Genomic DNA, 15,569 nt, shown 5'->3' on the forward strand with positions numbered 1-15,569 from the left:
TAGCATGGCCGCATGCCCATTTCGGAGTGTCGGCCCATGTCCTTTGCGGTAATCCAGATGGTCAGCCAGAGCGATGTGCTGGCCAACCTTGCCGAGGCTCGGCGCCTGCTGGAGCAAGCGGCGGCGGGCGGCGCGAAGCTCGCGGTGTTGCCGGAAAATTTCGCCGCTATGGGCCGCCGCGACGTGGCGGACATCGGCCGTGCCGAGGCGCTGGGCGAAGGCCCGATCCTGCCATGGTTGAAACAGACCGCCCGCGACCTCACCTTATGGATAGTCGCCGGCACATTGCCGCTGCCGCCGGAGGGTCAACCGCACGCCAAGTCCAATGCCTGCTCGCTGCTGGTCGATGATCGCGGCGAAATCGTTGCCCGTTACGACAAGCTGCATTTGTTCGACGTGGATGTGGCGGATGCGCGGGGTCGCTATCGTGAATCCGATGACTATGCTTTCGGGAGCAATGTGGTCGTGGCGGATACACCGGTCGGCCGCTTGGGTCTGACGGTCTGTTACGACCTGCGCTTCCCCGAGTTATACAGCGAGCTGCGTGCGGCGGGGGCTGAATTGATTACCGCGCCCTCGGCCTTTACCGCAGTCACCGGCGCCGCGCACTGGGATGTGCTGATACGCGCGCGGGCCATCGAAACCCAGTGCTATGTGCTGGCGGCCGCCCAGGGCGGTGTGCATCCGGGTCCACGGGAAACCCATGGTCACGCGGCGATTGTCGATCCATGGGGGCGAGTACTGGCACAACAGGATCAAGGCGCCGCGGTGTTATTGGCCGAACGCGATAGCAGTGAACAGGCGTCGATACGGGCGCGCATGCCGGTGGTCAACCATCGGCGCTTTTTCTCGCAGGGCGCACAGCGACCTGCTTCGGAACGATGAATTTAAGGCCAAACCTATGAGCGAGTTGTTGTCCTCAGTCAGTGAACACCTCCTGGCACCCGGTGGCGTGACCATCGAAAGCTTGCAAACCGTGCTGGGCGATCTCGCCGGGCCGGGTATCGACGCCGCCGACCTGTATTTCCAGGGGCAGATTTCCGAGTCCTGGGCCCTTGAAGATGGCATCGTCAAGGAAGGCAGCTTCAACCTCGACCAGGGTGTCGGCGTGCGTGCGCAATCCGGCGAAAAAACCGGGTTTGCCTACAGCAATGCGATCACTCTGGAGGCGTTGGGTCTGGCCGCTCGGGCGGCGCGCTCGATCTCCCGTGCCGGCCAGAACGGTACGGTGCAGGCGTTCAGCACGCAGGATGTGGCCCAGTTGTACGCGCCGGATAACCCCCTGGAAGTGATCAGCCGTGCGGAAAAGGTCGAGCTGCTCAAGCGTGTCGATGCGGCGACCCGCGCCCTCGACCCGCGTATCCAGCAGGTCACTGTGAGCATGGCCGGCGTGTGGGAGCGCATCCTGGTGGCCTCCACCGACGGTGGTCTGGCGGCGGATGTGCGGCCATTGGTGCGCTTCAACGTCAGCGTGATCGTTGAGCAGAACGGCCGCCGCGAGCGGGGTGGCCATGGCGGCGGCGGGCGTACCGATTACCGTTATTTCCTTACTGAGGACCGCGCCATGGGCTATGCCCGCGAGGCGTTGCGTCAGGCGCTGGTGAACCTGGAGGCCATTCCCGCGCCCGCCGGCACCTTGCCGGTGGTACTGGGGTCGGGCTGGTCCGGGGTGTTGCTGCATGAGGCCGTCGGGCATGGTCTGGAAGGCGACTTCAACCGCAAAGGCAGTTCTGCCTATAGCGGGCGCATGGGCGAAATGGTCGCGTCCAAGCTGTGCACCATCGTCGACGACGGCACCCTGGCCGGTCGCCGTGGCTCGCTGAGCGTCGATGACGAAGGCACACCCACCGAATGCACCACGCTGATTGAAAACGGTGTGCTCAAAGGCTATATGCAGGACAAGCTCAATGCCCGCCTGATGGGTGTGGCGCGCACCGGTAACGGTCGTCGCGAGTCCTATGCGCACCTGCCGATGCCGCGCATGACCAACACCTACATGCTCGGTGGCGAAAGTGACCCGGCAGAAATCATCGCCTCGGTGAAACGCGGCATCTACTGCGCCAACCTCGGTGGCGGGCAGGTGGATATCACCAGCGGTAAGTTCGTGTTCTCCACCAGTGAGGCGTACCTGATCGAAGACGGCAAGATTACCGCGCCGGTCAAAGGGGCAACGTTGATTGGGAACGGGCCGGAAGCCATGAGCAAGGTGTCGATGGTCGGCAACGACCTGTCGCTGGACAGCGGCGTGGGCACATGCGGGAAAGATGGGCAGTCGGTGCCGGTCGGTGTCGGCCAGCCAACGCTGAAAATCGATGCGATCACCGTGGGTGGCACGGGGTCGTAAGGGGTGGAGCTTCGGGTGGCAATGTTTGCCACCCGGGGAAGGGCATCAACGCAGGCCGCGTTGAGTCTCGTCCAGCTCACGGATGTACTTGAAGATTTTACGGCTGGTGGCTGGCGCCTTGTTATGCGCCTGCTCGTGCTGGGCCTGACGGATCAAGGAGCGCAATTGCTGGCGGTCCGCGGCCGGGTAGTCCAGCACGAATTTCTCCAGCACCGCGTCATCGCCAGAGATCAGGCGGTCACGCCAACGCTCCAGGTTATGGAAGCGTTCGTTGTACTGGCGAGTGGAGGCATCGGTTTGATCGAGCAAGGCCAGAATGGCGTCAGTGTCCTGATCGCGCATCAGCTTGCCGATGAACATGATGTGCCGTTTACGCGCGATGTTTGCCGTGTGCTTGGGTGCATCGGCAAGCGCCCGGCGCATTTCGTCGGTCAATGGCAGTTTTGCAATCAAGTCTTTTTTGAGCGTTGTAAGACGCTCGCCCAAGTCGACCAGAGCATGCAGCTCGCGTTTGACCTGGGTTTTGCTTTTCTCCCCATCGAGGGAGTCGTCGTAAGAATCAACCATGGTGGCAGTCCGCAAAGAAACGCCGCCATGATAACCAGTCGGGGGCCGCTTGTCCGGCCCGGTCGCTCGATGGCCTTAACCGAAAGCAGAATTTGAGTGGAGAAAACCATGAGTGCAGCCCAAAGCGTCGGTCCTCAAGCGTTACCGGCACTGCAGGAACAAGTCGAGCAGATCCTTGCCGAGGCCAAGCGCCAGGGGGCCAGTGCCTGTGAAGTCGCGGTGTCGCTGGAACAAGGGCTGTCGACGTCGGTGCGTCAGCGGGAAGTCGAAACCGTTGAGTTCAACCGCGACCAGGGGTTTGGCATCACCTTGTACTCGGGCCAGCGCAAAGGCTCGGCCAGTACCTCCGCCAGTGGCCCGGAAGCGATTCGTGAAACCGTTGCCGCTGCCCTGGCCATTGCCAAGCACACCTCCGAGGATGAAAGCTCAGGTCTGGCTGACAAGGCGCTGATGGCCAAGGACTTGAAGGACTTCGATTTATTCCACGCCTGGGATATTACTCCCGAGCAGGCCATCGAACTGGCGCTGACCTGCGAGGCCGCGGCGTTCGATGCCGATGCCCGCATCAAGAACGCTGATGGCACCACATTGAGCACTCATCAGGGGTGCCGTGTTTACGGTAACAGCCATGGCTTTATTGGCGGATATGCGTCCACCCGCCACAGCTTGAGCTGCGTGATGATCGCCGAGTCCGATGGCCAGATGCAGCGTGATTACTGGTATGACGTAAGCCGCCAGGGCGAATTGCTGGCCGATCCGGTGAGCATCGGCCAGCGTGCTGCGCAGCGTGCCGCGAGCCGTCTGGGCGCGCGCCCGGTTCCGACCTGTGAAGTGCCGGTGCTGTTTTCGGCGGAGCTGGCCGGCGGTTTGTTCGGCAGTTTCCTGGGGGCGATTTCCGGTGGCAACCTGTATCGCAAGTCATCGTTCCTCGAAGGTGCTATCGGCCAGAAGCTGTTTCCTGAGTGGTTGACCATTGATGAGCGCCCACACTTGATGCGTGCGATGGGCAGTTCGGCCTTTGACGGTGATGGCCTGGCCACGTATGCCAAGCCGTTCGTCGAGAACGGCGAGTTGGTGTCTTACGTGCTGGGCACCTACGCCGGCCGCAAACTGGGCCTGCCAAGCACGGCTAACGCAGGCGGCGTGCATAACCTGTTCGTTACCCATGGCGATGAAGACCAGGCGGCACTGTTGCGGCGTATGGGGCGTGGCCTGCTGGTGACCGAATTGATGGGCCATGGCCTGAATATGGTCACTGGTGATTATTCCCGTGGCGCGGCGGGCTTCTGGGTGGAAAACGGCGAAATTCAATTCGCCGTCCAGGAAGTGACCATCGCGGGCAATATGCGCGACATGTTCAAGCAGATCGTGGCGGTGGGTAATGATTTGGAGTTGCGCAGCAACATTCGCACAGGTTCGGTGCTGATCGAGCGAATGACCGTCGCTGGCAGCTGACAGGGCCTGTCGCTTAGAGAAAGGCGCGCTATCCCTTGGATAGTGCGCCTTTTTTATGTCTGCGTGGTAGGCAAGGGAGATACGTTGACGTTGCGTTGATTCTCAATATCATTTAATAATAAGTATCATTACCGAATGAGTGTGGATCATGAGTTCTGTCCTGCATGAGGATCCGTATCTGGAAAGCTGGCGCTGGATGAGTCGTCAGATTCGCTGCGGACTGGATCCCAATGAGCCTCGTCTGATCGAACATTATCTCAACGAGGGACGATACCTGGCGTGTTGCACCGCGACCCATCCGTGGACGATCGCAGAAACGTCATTCCGCTTGTTGATCGACACCGCCAGCGACATCGCGTTGCCCTGGCATTGGCGTTCCATGTGCATGGACCAAGCCTGGCGCCCGCTGCGTGACCTGGAGCGACTCTCCCACTGTGCCTGCCGCCTCAAGCGCTGGCAGACCTTTGCCTGGCAATTGGCGACGTGCGAGTTGCTGCCTTCCCTTTCTGTTTCTGACCTGGTGCAAGGATCCTCCGATGAGTAACACCCGTATCGAACGCGACAGCATGGGCGAACTGCAAGTACCTGCCGAGGCCCTGTATGGCGCCCAAACCCAGCGTGCGGTGAACAACTTTCCGATCAGCCATCAACGCATGCCGGCGCAGTTCATTCGCGCATTGATCCTGGCCAAGACCGCCGCCGCCAAGGTCAACGTCGACCTCAAGCAGATCAGCGAGGCGCAGGGCAAGGCCATCGTCGACGCCGCCCAAGGCCTGCTGGAAGGCGATTTCATGCCGCACTTCCCGGTGGATATCTTCCAGACCGGCTCCGGCACCAGTTCCAACATGAATGCCAACGAAGTGATTGCCACACTGGCCAGCCGTTTGCTGGGCGAGGCGGTCAACCCAAACGACCATGTGAACTGCGGGCAGAGCAGCAACGACATCATCCCGACCACCATCCACGTCAGCGCGGCGTTGGTGTTGCATGAGCAAACACTGCCGGCTCTGTTGCACCTGGTACGGGTGATCGAACAGAAGGCTGAAGACGTTCATCCGTTCATCAAGACCGGCCGCACGCACCTGATGGACGCCATGCCAGTACGCATGAGCCAAGTGCTCAATGGCTGGGCGCAACAGCTCAAGGCCAACATTGGGCATTTGCAAGACTTGCTGCCAAGCCTGCAGGCCTTGGCCCAGGGCGGCACGGCCGTGGGCACCGGGATCAATGCTCACCCCGAATTCGCAGCCCGTTTCAGCCAGCAATTGAGCAGCCTCACCGGCGTGAAATTCACACCGGGCAAAAACCTGTTTGCGCTGATCGGTTCCCAGGACACCGCCGTCGCCGTCTCCGGCCAGTTGAAAGCGACCGCCGTGTCGTTGATGAAAATCGCCAACGACCTGCGTTGGATGAACTCCGGGCCGCTCGCCGGCCTCGGCGAAATCGAGCTGGAAGGGTTGCAGCCCGGCTCGTCGATCATGCCAGGCAAGGTCAATCCAGTGATCCCGGAAGCCACGGCCATGGTCGCCGCCCAAGTCATCGGCAATGACACGGTGATCACGGTCGCCGGGCAGTCGGGTAACTTCGAGCTCAACGTGATGCTGCCGATCATCGCCCAAAACCTGCTCAGTAGCCTTGAATTGCTGGCCAATTCCAGCCGCTTGTTGGCAGACAAGGCCATCGCCAGCTTCAAGGTCAACGAGGACAAGCTTAAGGAAGCGCTGTCGCGCAACCCGATTCTCGTCACCGCACTCAACCCGATCATTGGGTACCAAAAGGCCGCTGAAATCGCCAAGAAGGCCTATCAGCAGGGCCGCCCAGTCATTGATGTGGCCCTTGAATACACCGATCTGCCCCGCAGCCAACTGGAAGCCCTGCTGGATCCGGAAAAGCTCACGGCCGGCGGCGTGTAATCCGACTCTGCTTTGGAGGTGCATCATGGAGCACTGGAAACGCACGATCGAACGGGCCAATCGCTGCTTTATGCAAGGCGAGTTGGTCGATGCCCGCGAGGCCTATTTGCAGGCACTGGCGCTGGCTCAGGTGTTGTTCGAACGCTGGGCGGATGCCGACGAAGCCGTGGCGGCGTGTGTCATTTCCCATCACAACCTGGCGGACCTGCACCTGCGCCTGAACCAGCCCGAGGAAAGCGCCGAATACCTCTGTGCCATTCATCAGCGTCTGCTGCAGACCATGCAGGACGCTCGCCTGAGCCCGCAATTGCGTGAAGCAGCGCTGCGCCAAAGCAGCAAGACCTACGTCGAACTGTTGAATTTCATCAGCGATCACGGCGAGTACCCGCGTACTCATCGCTTGCTGGGCGGTACTGCGGCGCAACCGATCACTCCACACTACGGAGCACATTGATATGACTTACACCTTGCCTGCCTTGCCCTACGCCTACGATGCCCTGGAGCCGCATATCGATGCGCAAACCATGGAGATTCATTACACCAAGCATCACCAGACCTACATCAATAACCTCAACGCCGCTATCGAAGGCACTGAGTTCGCCGGTTGGCCGATAGAGAAACTGGTGTCCAGCGTTCAGCAACTGCCGGAAAAACTCCGTGCGGCGGTGATCAACCAAGGGGGTGGTCATGCCAACCACTCGCTTTTCTGGGCCGTGATGTCGCCTGAAGGAGGAGGCAAGCCCGACGGCGCGATCGGCAAGGCTATTGAAGAGCAGTTGGGTGGTTTTGACAGTTTCAAGGAAGCCTTCACCAAGGCCGCATTGACTCGTTTCGGCAGTGGCTGGGCCTGGCTGAGCGTTACGCCACAGAAGACGCTGGTGGTGGAAAGCAGCGGTAACCAGGACAGCCCGCTGATGAACGGCAACACGCCGATCCTTGGCCTTGACGTCTGGGAACACGCCTACTACCTGCGCTATCAGAACCGACGCCCCGAATACATCAATGCCTTCTACAGTGTCATTAACTGGCCGGAAGTTGCTGCACGCTATCAGGCCGCCTTGGCCTGACATTCACCTTCATAACAAGATCTAAGGTCGACTATGGGCACTGACACATTGGCGATCAGCAGCGTGCGATTGTTTCGTTATGCGTTTGGCTCGCTGCTGTTATTGGCAGGTATTGCATTGCTGGTGGCCCACGGGCTGGCCTGGCTTGATCTCGAACCGCGCATCCTGCGCGCCTTGCAGGGCGGCGCAATTTGCGCGCTCGGCACGGCGTTGGGCGCGGTTCCGGTATTGGTGATTCGGCGAATGCCGGTCGCCCTGAGCGACACGCTGCTGGGGTTTGGTGCCGGAGTGATGCTGGCGGCGACGGCCTTTTCGCTGGTTGTGCCGGGTATTGCTGCGGCTGAGAGCCTGGGGCTCTCGTCCTGGGGCGCTGGCGGGCTGATCAGCTTTGGCATCATGCTGGGCGCTTTCGGGTTGTACCTGGTTGATCGCAAGGTCTCCGGCGCCAGCCCGGAAATGCTTGTGGGCACACCGGATAAACCGGTGATCCCACCGCGCATCTGGTTGTTTGTGTTCGCCATCATTGCCCACAACATTCCGGAGGGCATGGCGGTGGGCGTCTCCGCCGGTGGCGCAATGCCGGATGCCGACAGCCTGGCCATGGGGATTGCCCTGCAGGATGTGCCCGAAGGTCTGGTGATTGCGTTGGTGTTGGCTGGGGCGGGGATGTCGCGGGTCAAGGCGTTCCTGATCGGTGCGGCATCCGGTTTGGTAGAGCCTGTATTCGCTGTGCTTTGTGCCTGGTTGGTGACCCTGGCCGAGGTGCTGTTGCCGTTGGGTCTGGCATTGGCCGCGGGCGCAATGTTGCTGGTGGTGACCCATGAGGTGATCCCGGAATCGCGGCGCAATGGTCACGAAAAGCTCGCCAGTCTGGGCCTGTGCATCGGGTTTTGTTTGATGATGGTGATGGATACCGCATTGGGGTGAAGCCGTTGCGGCTTCACGCCTGTCTCAAAGGGTGAGCTTACTCACCCTCATCAAAGTAGTTATTGATCAGCGCCACTAGGGCGTCCATCGCTTCCTGCTCTTGCTCGCCTTCGGTCTTCAAATGAATCGTGGTGCCTTTGCCGGCCGCCAGCATCATCATCGCCATGATGCTTTTGCCATCGACCATGCTCTCTGGTGTGCGCCCAGCGCGGATTTGGCAAGGGAACTGCCCGGCGACGCCGACGAATTTGGCCGAGGCCCGGGCGTGTAAACCCAGCTTGTTGATGATTTGAATTTCACGAGCGGGCATCGCGGGGGTGTTCCTTTCAGCTGAGGTCGCGGTGGCGAACCTGGACGTTCTTGAGGGTTTGTTGCAGCACCTGGCCCAGGCGCTCGGTCAGGTATACCGATCGGTGGTGACCACCGGTGCAGCCGATGGCAATGGTGACATAGGCGCGGTTACTCGCGGCAAAGCGCGGCAACCATTTGAGCAGGTAGCTGGAGATGTCCTGGAACATCTCCTCCACATCCGGCTGTGCGGCCAGATAATCGGCCACGGGCTGATCCAGCCCGGACTGGTCACGTAGCTCGGGCTTCCAATAAGGATTGGGCAGGCAGCGCACGTCGAACACCAGGTCGGCGTCCACCGGCATGCCGCGCTTGAAGCCAAAAGATTCGACGAGAAACGCCGTGCCCGGCTCCGGCTGGTTCAGCAGCCGCAGCTTGATGGCGTCGCGTAACTGATACAGGTTGAGGCTGGTGGTGTTGATCTTGAGGTCGGCCAGATCAATGATCGGCCCCAGTAGCTTGGTTTCGTCTTCGATGGCTTCGGCGAGGGAACGATGCGGGCTGCTGAGGGGGTGGCGACGACGGGTCTCTGAGAAGCGCTTGAGCAACGTCTCCTCGTCGGCATCCAGGTACAGCACGTCGCAATGAATGTGTTTGGCGCGCACTTCCTCAAGCAGTTCCGGGAAGCGCGAAAGATGGCTGGGCAGGTTACGGGCGTCAATCGAAACAGCAACCAGCGGTTGTGCGAGTTCGGTGTGGATCAAAGCGCGTTCTGCCAGCTCAGGCAGCAGGCCGGCCGGCAGGTTGTCGATGCAATAGAAACCGCTGTCCTCAAGAACATTGAGGGCGGTGCTTTTACCCGAGCCGGAGCGGCCGCTGACGATGATCAAACGCATGATTACTGCCCGCTTTGTTCATCCAGGACAACTTGATACAGCGCCCCATTGCTGTTGGCGCTGCGCAGTTTGTCGCGTACTTCCTTGCGGTCGAGCATGCTGGCGATCTGCCGAAGCAGTTCCAGGTGTGCATCGGTGGCAGCTTCCGGGACCAGCAGAACGAACAGCAGGTCGACCGGGGCGCCATCGATGGCGTCGAAATCGATAGGGGCGTCCAAGTGCAGCAGGGCGCTTACGGGGGACTCGCAGCCTTTGAGGCGGCAGTGAGGAATCGCGATGCCGTTGCCAAAACCGGTGGAACCGAGTTTTTCACGGGCAATCAGGGCCTCGAAGACATCTTGCATCTCCAGATCCGGCACTTCGCGTGCGATCAGGTTGGCAATTTGTTCGAGGGCTTTCTTCTTGCTGCCGCCCGGCGCGTTCACGAGGGAACGGCCGGGGGTCAGGATGGTTTCAAGTCGGATCATGGGGGGGGAGTTAACGACCTGTGCCCTGAAGCAGGCTCAGATTCTTTTCCTTATGCTTTTTGAGTTGGCGGTCAAGCTTGTCTGTGAGCAAGTCGATTGATGCATACATGTCTTCATGCTCGGCATTGGCTACCACTTCGCCGCCGGGTATCTGAAGTGTCGCTTCGATTTTCTGCTGAAGCTTGTCGACCTTCATGATGACCTGCACGTTGGTGATCTTGTCGAAATGGCCCTCAAGCTTCCTAAGCTTCTGCTCTACGTAGTCGCGTAGTGGAGGGGTGACTTCTACATGGTGTCCACTGATGTTGACTTGCATACAGCTTCTCCTTCGTTGCCAGTGCATAAAGCGGTGGGCAGGAATACCCACCACTGGAACGCTGTGGCCCGCCCGTCACATCAAACGCTTACGCTCGCTGGAAGGCGCGATCCCAAGGGATTCGCGGTACTTGGCGACGGTTCGACGGGCGACCTGAATGCCTTGTGCCTCCAGTAAACCAGCGATCTTGCTGTCACTCAACGGCTTTTTCTGATTTTCCGCGGCAACCAGTTTTTTGATGATCGCGCGGATCGCTGTGGACGAGCATTCGCCGCCTTCGGAGGTGCTTACATGGCTGGAGAAAAAGTATTTCAACTCATAGATACCCCGTGGGGTATGCATGAATTTTTGCGTCGTTACCCGTGAAATCGTTGATTCGTGCATGCCCACCGCTTCTGCGATGTCATGCAGCACCAGGGGTTTCATTGCCTCGTCGCCATATTCCAGGAAGCCGCGCTGGTGCTCGACGATCTGGGTGGCGACTTTCATCAGGGTTTCGTTGCGGCTTTGCAGGCTCTTGATAAACCAGCGCGCTTCCTGCAACTGGTTGCGCATGAAGGTGTTGTCGGCACTGGTGTCGGCGCGACGCACGAAACCGGCATATTGCGGGTTGACCCGCAGACGTGGCACCGACTCCTGGTTCAGCTCTACCAGCCAGCGTTCGTTGTCTTTGCGCACAATCACATCGGGTACAACGTATTCGGCTTCGCTGGATTCGATCTGCGAGCCCGGGCGTGGGTTGAGGCTTTGCACCAGCTCGATAACCTGGCGCAGTTCGTCTTCCTTGAGCTTCATACGGCGCATCAACTGGCTGTAGTCGCGGCTGCCCAGCAGGTCGATGTAGTCAGTGACCAGTCGTTGGGCTTCGGCCAGCCAAGGCGTCTTGGCGGGCAACTGGCGCAGTTGCAGCAGCAGGCATTCGCTCAAGGTGCGGGCGCCGATACCGGCAGGCTCGAACTGCTGGATGCGGTGCAGCACGGCTTCGATTTCGTCCAGCTCGATGTCCAGCTCCGGATCGAAGGCCTCTAGTATTTCTTCGAGTGTCTCGTCCAGATAGCCCTGGTTGTTAATGCAATCGATCAGGGTGACAGCGATCAGACGATCGGTGTCGGACATCGGTGCCAGATTCAATTGCCACAACAGATGGCTCTGCAGGCTCTCGCCGACGGAGGTGCGGGTGGTGAAGTCCCACTCGTCATCGTCGTTGCTGGGCAGGCTGCTGGCGCTGGTCTGGTAGACGTCTTCCCAGGCAGTGTCCACCGGGAGTTCGTTGGGAATGCGCTCGTTCCATTCGCCTTCCTCGAGGTTGTCCACCGTCGGGGCCGTTTCCTGGTAAGAGGGTTCCTGAACGTCGGAATTGGGTTTTTGCTCGATGTTGTCGGCCAGCGGGTCTGCATTATCGAAGTCGTCGCCTTCTTCCTGGCGTTCGAGCATCGGATTGGACTCCAGGGCCTCCTGGATTTCCTGTTGCAGGTCCAGCGTCGACAATTGGAGCAGGCGGATGGCCTGTTGCAGCTGCGGTGTCATCGTCAGCTGCTGGCCCATTCTCAGGACTAGCGATGGTTTCATGGCAGGGGCTTAACACCTTATTCGCCGGCGCAATGCGCCATCCACGACAGGGCGCGTGAGCGCCAAACATAAGCAAATTATATGCCTGATATCGAGGGCTTTGCCTAGAGCGCGGTAACAATAAAAATCCGGAGGTTTTCTATTAATGTCCGCGCTTAAGGCAAGCTACCTGCCACCACCTTCAATAGCAGGTGGACTTACAGGCGGAACTCGTGACCCAGGTACACTTCCTTGACCAGTTCGTTGGCCAGGATGGTTGCGGAGTCGCCTTCGGCGATCAGCTGGCCATCGTTGACGATGTAAGCGGTTTCGCAGATATCGAGGGTCTCGCGCACGTTGTGGTCGGTGATCAGCACACCGATACCCTTGGCCTTGAGGTGATGGATGATCTGCTTGATGTCGCCAACCGAAATGGGGTCAACGCCGGCAAACGGCTCGTCCAGCAGGATGAACTTGGGTGCGGTCGCCAGGGCGCGGGCGATCTCCACGCGGCGACGCTCGCCGCCCGACAGGCTCATGCCCAGGTTGTCGCGGATGTGGTTGATGTGGAACTCCTGCAGCAGGCTTTCCAGTTCCTTGCGACGGCCATCGCGGTCGAGTTCCTTGCGGGTCTCGAGGATGGCCATGATGTTGTCGGCAACCGACAGTTTGCGGAAGATCGACGCTTCTTGTGGGAGATAGCCGATACCGGCACGGGCGCGGCCGTGCATCGGTTGATGGCTGACGTCCAAGTCGTCGATCAGCACGCGACCCTGGTCCGCCTGAACCAGGCCGACAATCATATAGAAGCAGGTGGTCTTGCCGGCGCCGTTGGGGCCGAGCAAGCCGACGATCTGGCCGCTGTCGATCGACAGGCTCACGTCGCGCACGACCTGTCGGCTTTTATAGGCCTTGGCCAGATGCTGGGCTTTCAGGGTTGCCATTACTCGGCCTTCTTCTTCGGCTGGATAACCATGTCGATACGGGGGCGTGGTGCAGTCACCTTGCTGCCATTGGCGCGACCGGCGTTGGCGATCTGTTTCACAGTGTCATAGGTGATCTTCTCGCCTTCCGTGGAGTTTCCATCGGGGCTCAGTACCTTGGCCTGGTCGATCAGCACGATGCGATTCTGTTGCGCGTGATACTGGATGGTCTTGCCGTAGCCCTTCATCGGGCCGGTATCGGTCGCCGCCTGCTTCTGTTCGAAGTAAGCCAGGTTGCCGACCGAGGTCACCACATCAATATCGCCCGCCGCAGTGCGCGTCAGCGTCACCGTGTTGCCGGTGATCTTCATCGAACCCTGGGTGATGATCACTCCGCCGGTGTAGGTGGCGACGCCTTGTTTGTCATCGAGCTGCGCGTCGTCAGCCGAGATGTGGATCGGTTGCTGGCTATCGTTCGGCAGAGCCCAGGCGCTCACGCTTCCCAGTGCTGCGCCCAAACCGAGCAAAATAGGGAGAGTTTTAACGAGCCTCATACTGTCCTCTTACGTTCGATAGCAGGTGTATCCTGCTTTCTTTCAAATACGCTTTCATTCCCTTGCCAGTCGATACTCCGCCAGCGCCGTCGATTCTAACGTCTTGCTCGGTCTGCGCATATTGCTTCTGTGGGAATACGGTCATGCGGCTGGAAGTAATCACCGTGTCGCGGTTCTTGGCGTCAGTGCGCGCAACGCGCACCGAGTCGATCAGCTCGACTTCGGTGCCGTCCGGGTTCACCTCGCCACGCTTGCTGGTGACATGCCACGGAAATTCGGTGCCGCGGTACAGGTTGAGGTCCGGGTTGGTCAGCAGCGTGACCTCGCTGGCTTTCACATGCTCGACTTTGTCCGAGGTCATTTCGTACTGCACTTTGCCGTCGGGCAGGAACTGCACGCTATAGGCGTTGGTGGCGTAATAGTCGATAGCGCCTTCGTCGACCTGCGCGGCAGGCTGGTCGAGGAAGCGCTCCGGGCTGATATTCCAGTAGCCCACCGCCAGAAACAGCGCGGCGATGACCCCGAATAACAGAAAGTTGCGAATCTTTTTGCTCAGCATAAAACGCTCTATAGGTAGGCGGCGTGGGCCGCTTCAAGGCTGCCCTGGGCACGCAGGATCAACTCGCAGAACTCGCGTGCAGCACCTTCGCCGCCACGGGCGGTGGTGATGCCATGGGCGTGTTCGCGAACAAACGCCGCCGCATTGGCGACTGCCATGCCCAGGCCCACTCGGCGAATGACCGGCAAGTCCGGCAGATCATCGCCCAGATAGGCGACCTGCTCGTAGCTTAGATTGAGTTGGCCAAGTAGCTCGTCCAGAACCACCAGTTTATCCTCGCGGCCTTGATACAGGTGAGGAATACCGAGGTTTTGTGCGCGGCGTTCCACAACGGGAGTTTTTCGGCCGCTGATAATCGCCGTTTGCACGCCCGCCGCCATCAGCATTTTGATGCCCTGGCCATCGAGAGTGTTGAACGTCTTGAATTCGCTGCCATCTTCGAGAAAGTACAGGCGACCGTCGGTCAGCACGCCGTCTACGTCGAAAATCGCCAGTTTGATGTGTTTGCCGCGTTGCAGCAGGTCGCTGGTCATTTACATCACTCCCGCACGCAACAAGTCGTGCATGTTCAGGGCGCCAACCGGGCGGTCTTGGTTGTCGACCACCACCAGCGCGCCGATTTTGTGGTCTTCCATGATCTTCAATGCTTCGGCTGCGAGCATTTCAGGGCGTGCAGTCTTGCCGTGAGGGGTCATTACCGCATCGATGGTCGCTGTGCGGATGTCGATGGTGCGGTCCAGGGTGCGACGCAAGTCACCGTCGGTGAACACCCCGGCCAAACGGCCGTCGGATTCCAGGATCACCGTCATGCCCAGACCTTTGCGGGTCATTTCCATCAGCGCGTCCTTCAGCGGGGTGCCGCGCTGGACGTGGGGCAATTCATCGCCCGAATGCATGACATTTTCCACTTTCAGCAACAGGCGGCGACCCAGGGCACCACCGGGGTGGGAAAACGCAAAATCTTCGGCAGTGAAGCCGCGGGCCTCCAGTAGCGCCACAGCCAGGGCGTCGCCCATGACCAGGGCCGCGGTGGTGGAGGATGTGGGAGCCAGGTTCAGCGGGCAGGCCTCGTGGGCCACGTGCACGTTCAGATTGACTTCGGCGGCCTTGGCCAGCGTCGACTCCGGGTTGCCGGTGATGCTGATCATCTGGATTCCCAGGCGCTTGATCAGCGGCAGCAGGGTCACGATTTCGTTGGTGGTGCCGGAGTTGGACAGCGCAAGAATGATGTCCTCCTTGGTGATCATGCCCATATCGCCATGGCTGGCCTCGGCCGGATGCACGAAAAACGCGGTGGTCCCGGTACTGGCCAGGGTGGCGGCGATCTTGTTGCCGACGTGACCTGACTTGCCCATGCCGACCACGACAACGCGGCCCTTGCTGGCCAGAATCATCTCGCAGGCGCGTACGAAATCTGCGTCGATATGGGCCAGCAAGCCTTCTACGGCTTCCAGTTCGAGGCGGATGGTGCGTTGTGCGGATTGAATAAGGTCGCTGGATTGGCTCATGTCTGAAATCGTATAGCCTGACGAAAAGGCGGCGATTATAGCGGTAATGATCAATTCCCTCACGCAAGTTCGTCAGGCTTTACTCAGTCGGTGACTGAGATTCATGCCCTGCAACGTTTTTTCCCTGTCCTGGATCTGAACAACCGCTGTTCCGGCCTTGGGCGGCTTGTGCCAGCAGTGATATAGTTCGCCGCCAGTTCGGTCCGCCCAGCCCATGTGGCTATCTGTTGCGTAACC

The 15,569-nt window shown here is 59.8% G+C and carries 19 protein-coding genes; 8 read left to right on the top strand and 11 right to left on the bottom strand.

What is annotated here, in order from left to right; all coding sequences use genetic code 11:
• Window positions 1–36: 36 nt before the first annotated feature.
• Window positions 37–885 (top strand): carbon-nitrogen hydrolase family protein, encoded by an 849-nt coding sequence (locus KZX66_RS00900; RefSeq protein ID WP_248075264.1) that lies wholly within the window; start codon window positions 37–39, stop codon window positions 883–885.
• 16 nt (window positions 886–901) lie between these two features.
• Window positions 902–2,344, top strand: a complete 1,443-nt coding sequence (tldD, locus tag KZX66_RS00905; RefSeq protein ID WP_010170608.1) for a metalloprotease TldD — start codon at window positions 902–904, stop codon at window positions 2,342–2,344.
• A 45-nt stretch (window positions 2,345–2,389) separates the two neighbouring features.
• On the opposite strand, the gene yjgA is transcribed toward tldD, so the two are convergent.
• The gene (gene yjgA, locus KZX66_RS00910) at window positions 2,390–2,911 is read right to left on the bottom strand and encodes a ribosome biogenesis factor YjgA (RefSeq protein WP_248075266.1); all 522 of its coding nucleotides are present in this window, start codon (window positions 2,909–2,911) and stop codon (window positions 2,390–2,392) included.
• Between the two features lie 108 nt (window positions 2,912–3,019).
• On the opposite strand from yjgA, the gene pmbA reads away from it, so the two are divergent.
• The 6 genes from pmbA to KZX66_RS00940 all read left to right on the top strand — a co-directional run bounded on the left by pmbA (window position 3,020) and on the right by KZX66_RS00940 (window position 8,273).
• On the top strand, window positions 3,020–4,366 hold the full coding sequence (pmbA, locus tag KZX66_RS00915) for a metalloprotease PmbA (protein WP_248075268.1): 1,347 nt from the start codon (window positions 3,020–3,022) through the stop codon (window positions 4,364–4,366).
• 148 nt (window positions 4,367–4,514) lie between these two features.
• Window positions 4,515–4,910 (top strand): FagA protein, encoded by a 396-nt coding sequence (locus KZX66_RS00920; RefSeq protein WP_248075270.1) that lies wholly within the window; start codon window positions 4,515–4,517, stop codon window positions 4,908–4,910.
• A complete protein-coding gene (locus tag KZX66_RS00925; protein WP_248075272.1) occupies window positions 4,903–6,279 on the top strand; it encodes a class II fumarate hydratase in 1,377 nt (458 codons plus the stop codon). The genes KZX66_RS00920 and KZX66_RS00925 overlap by 8 nt, the downstream gene beginning before the upstream one ends.
• Window positions 6,280–6,304: 25 nt before the next feature.
• A complete protein-coding gene (locus KZX66_RS00930) occupies window positions 6,305–6,733 on the top strand; it encodes a hypothetical protein (RefSeq protein WP_248075274.1) in 429 nt (142 codons plus the stop codon).
• 1 nt (window position 6,734) lies between these two features.
• Window positions 6,735–7,346: a superoxide dismutase gene (locus KZX66_RS00935; protein ID WP_248075276.1), complete on the top strand. Its 612-nt coding sequence runs from the start codon at window positions 6,735–6,737 to the stop codon at window positions 7,344–7,346.
• Between the two features lie 33 nt (window positions 7,347–7,379).
• Window positions 7,380–8,273: a ZIP family metal transporter gene (locus KZX66_RS00940; RefSeq protein WP_248075278.1), complete on the top strand. Its 894-nt coding sequence runs from the start codon at window positions 7,380–7,382 to the stop codon at window positions 8,271–8,273.
• 37 nt (window positions 8,274–8,310) lie between these two features.
• On the opposite strand, the gene KZX66_RS00945 is transcribed toward KZX66_RS00940, so the two are convergent.
• The 10 genes from KZX66_RS00945 to KZX66_RS00990 all read right to left on the bottom strand — a co-directional run bounded on the left by KZX66_RS00945 (window position 8,311) and on the right by KZX66_RS00990 (window position 15,332).
• Window positions 8,311–8,583, bottom strand: coding sequence for an HPr family phosphocarrier protein (locus tag KZX66_RS00945; protein WP_248075280.1), 273 nt, complete (start codon window positions 8,581–8,583; stop codon window positions 8,311–8,313).
• A gap of 16 nt (window positions 8,584–8,599) precedes the next feature.
• Window positions 8,600–9,457 (bottom strand): RNase adapter RapZ, encoded by an 858-nt coding sequence (rapZ, locus tag KZX66_RS00950; RefSeq protein WP_248075282.1) that lies wholly within the window; start codon window positions 9,455–9,457, stop codon window positions 8,600–8,602.
• A gap of 2 nt (window positions 9,458–9,459) precedes the next feature.
• Window positions 9,460–9,924: a PTS IIA-like nitrogen regulatory protein PtsN gene (gene ptsN, locus KZX66_RS00955; RefSeq protein ID WP_248075285.1), complete on the bottom strand. Its 465-nt coding sequence runs from the start codon at window positions 9,922–9,924 to the stop codon at window positions 9,460–9,462.
• A gap of 10 nt (window positions 9,925–9,934) precedes the next feature.
• Window positions 9,935–10,240: a ribosome-associated translation inhibitor RaiA gene (raiA, locus tag KZX66_RS00960; RefSeq protein ID WP_027604812.1), complete on the bottom strand. Its 306-nt coding sequence runs from the start codon at window positions 10,238–10,240 to the stop codon at window positions 9,935–9,937.
• A 75-nt stretch (window positions 10,241–10,315) separates the two neighbouring features.
• Window positions 10,316–11,809, bottom strand: coding sequence for an RNA polymerase factor sigma-54 (locus tag KZX66_RS00965; protein WP_248075287.1), 1,494 nt, complete (start codon window positions 11,807–11,809; stop codon window positions 10,316–10,318).
• Window positions 11,810–12,006: 197 nt separating this feature from the next.
• Window positions 12,007–12,732: an LPS export ABC transporter ATP-binding protein gene (gene lptB, locus KZX66_RS00970; RefSeq protein ID WP_003171806.1), complete on the bottom strand. Its 726-nt coding sequence runs from the start codon at window positions 12,730–12,732 to the stop codon at window positions 12,007–12,009.
• Entirely contained in the window at window positions 12,732–13,265 is a 534-nt protein-coding gene (lptA, locus tag KZX66_RS00975) for a lipopolysaccharide transport periplasmic protein LptA (RefSeq protein ID WP_248075289.1), read from the bottom strand. Before lptA ends, lptB begins: the two co-directional genes overlap by 1 nt.
• Entirely contained in the window at window positions 13,252–13,824 is a 573-nt protein-coding gene (lptC, locus tag KZX66_RS00980; protein WP_248075291.1) for an LPS export ABC transporter periplasmic protein LptC, read from the bottom strand. The genes lptA and lptC overlap by 14 nt, the downstream gene beginning before the upstream one ends.
• Window positions 13,825–13,832: 8 nt before the next feature.
• Window positions 13,833–14,357: an HAD family hydrolase gene (locus KZX66_RS00985; RefSeq protein ID WP_017738753.1), complete on the bottom strand. Its 525-nt coding sequence runs from the start codon at window positions 14,355–14,357 to the stop codon at window positions 13,833–13,835.
• Window positions 14,358–15,332, bottom strand: a complete 975-nt coding sequence (locus KZX66_RS00990) for a KpsF/GutQ family sugar-phosphate isomerase (protein WP_248075294.1) — start codon at window positions 15,330–15,332, stop codon at window positions 14,358–14,360. It abuts the gene before it with no gap.
• Window positions 15,333–15,569: the final 237 nt, after the last annotated feature.

The organism is Pseudomonas sp. EYE_354 (assembly GCF_023148575.1).
Classification (GTDB): domain Bacteria; phylum Pseudomonadota; class Gammaproteobacteria; order Pseudomonadales; family Pseudomonadaceae; genus Aquipseudomonas.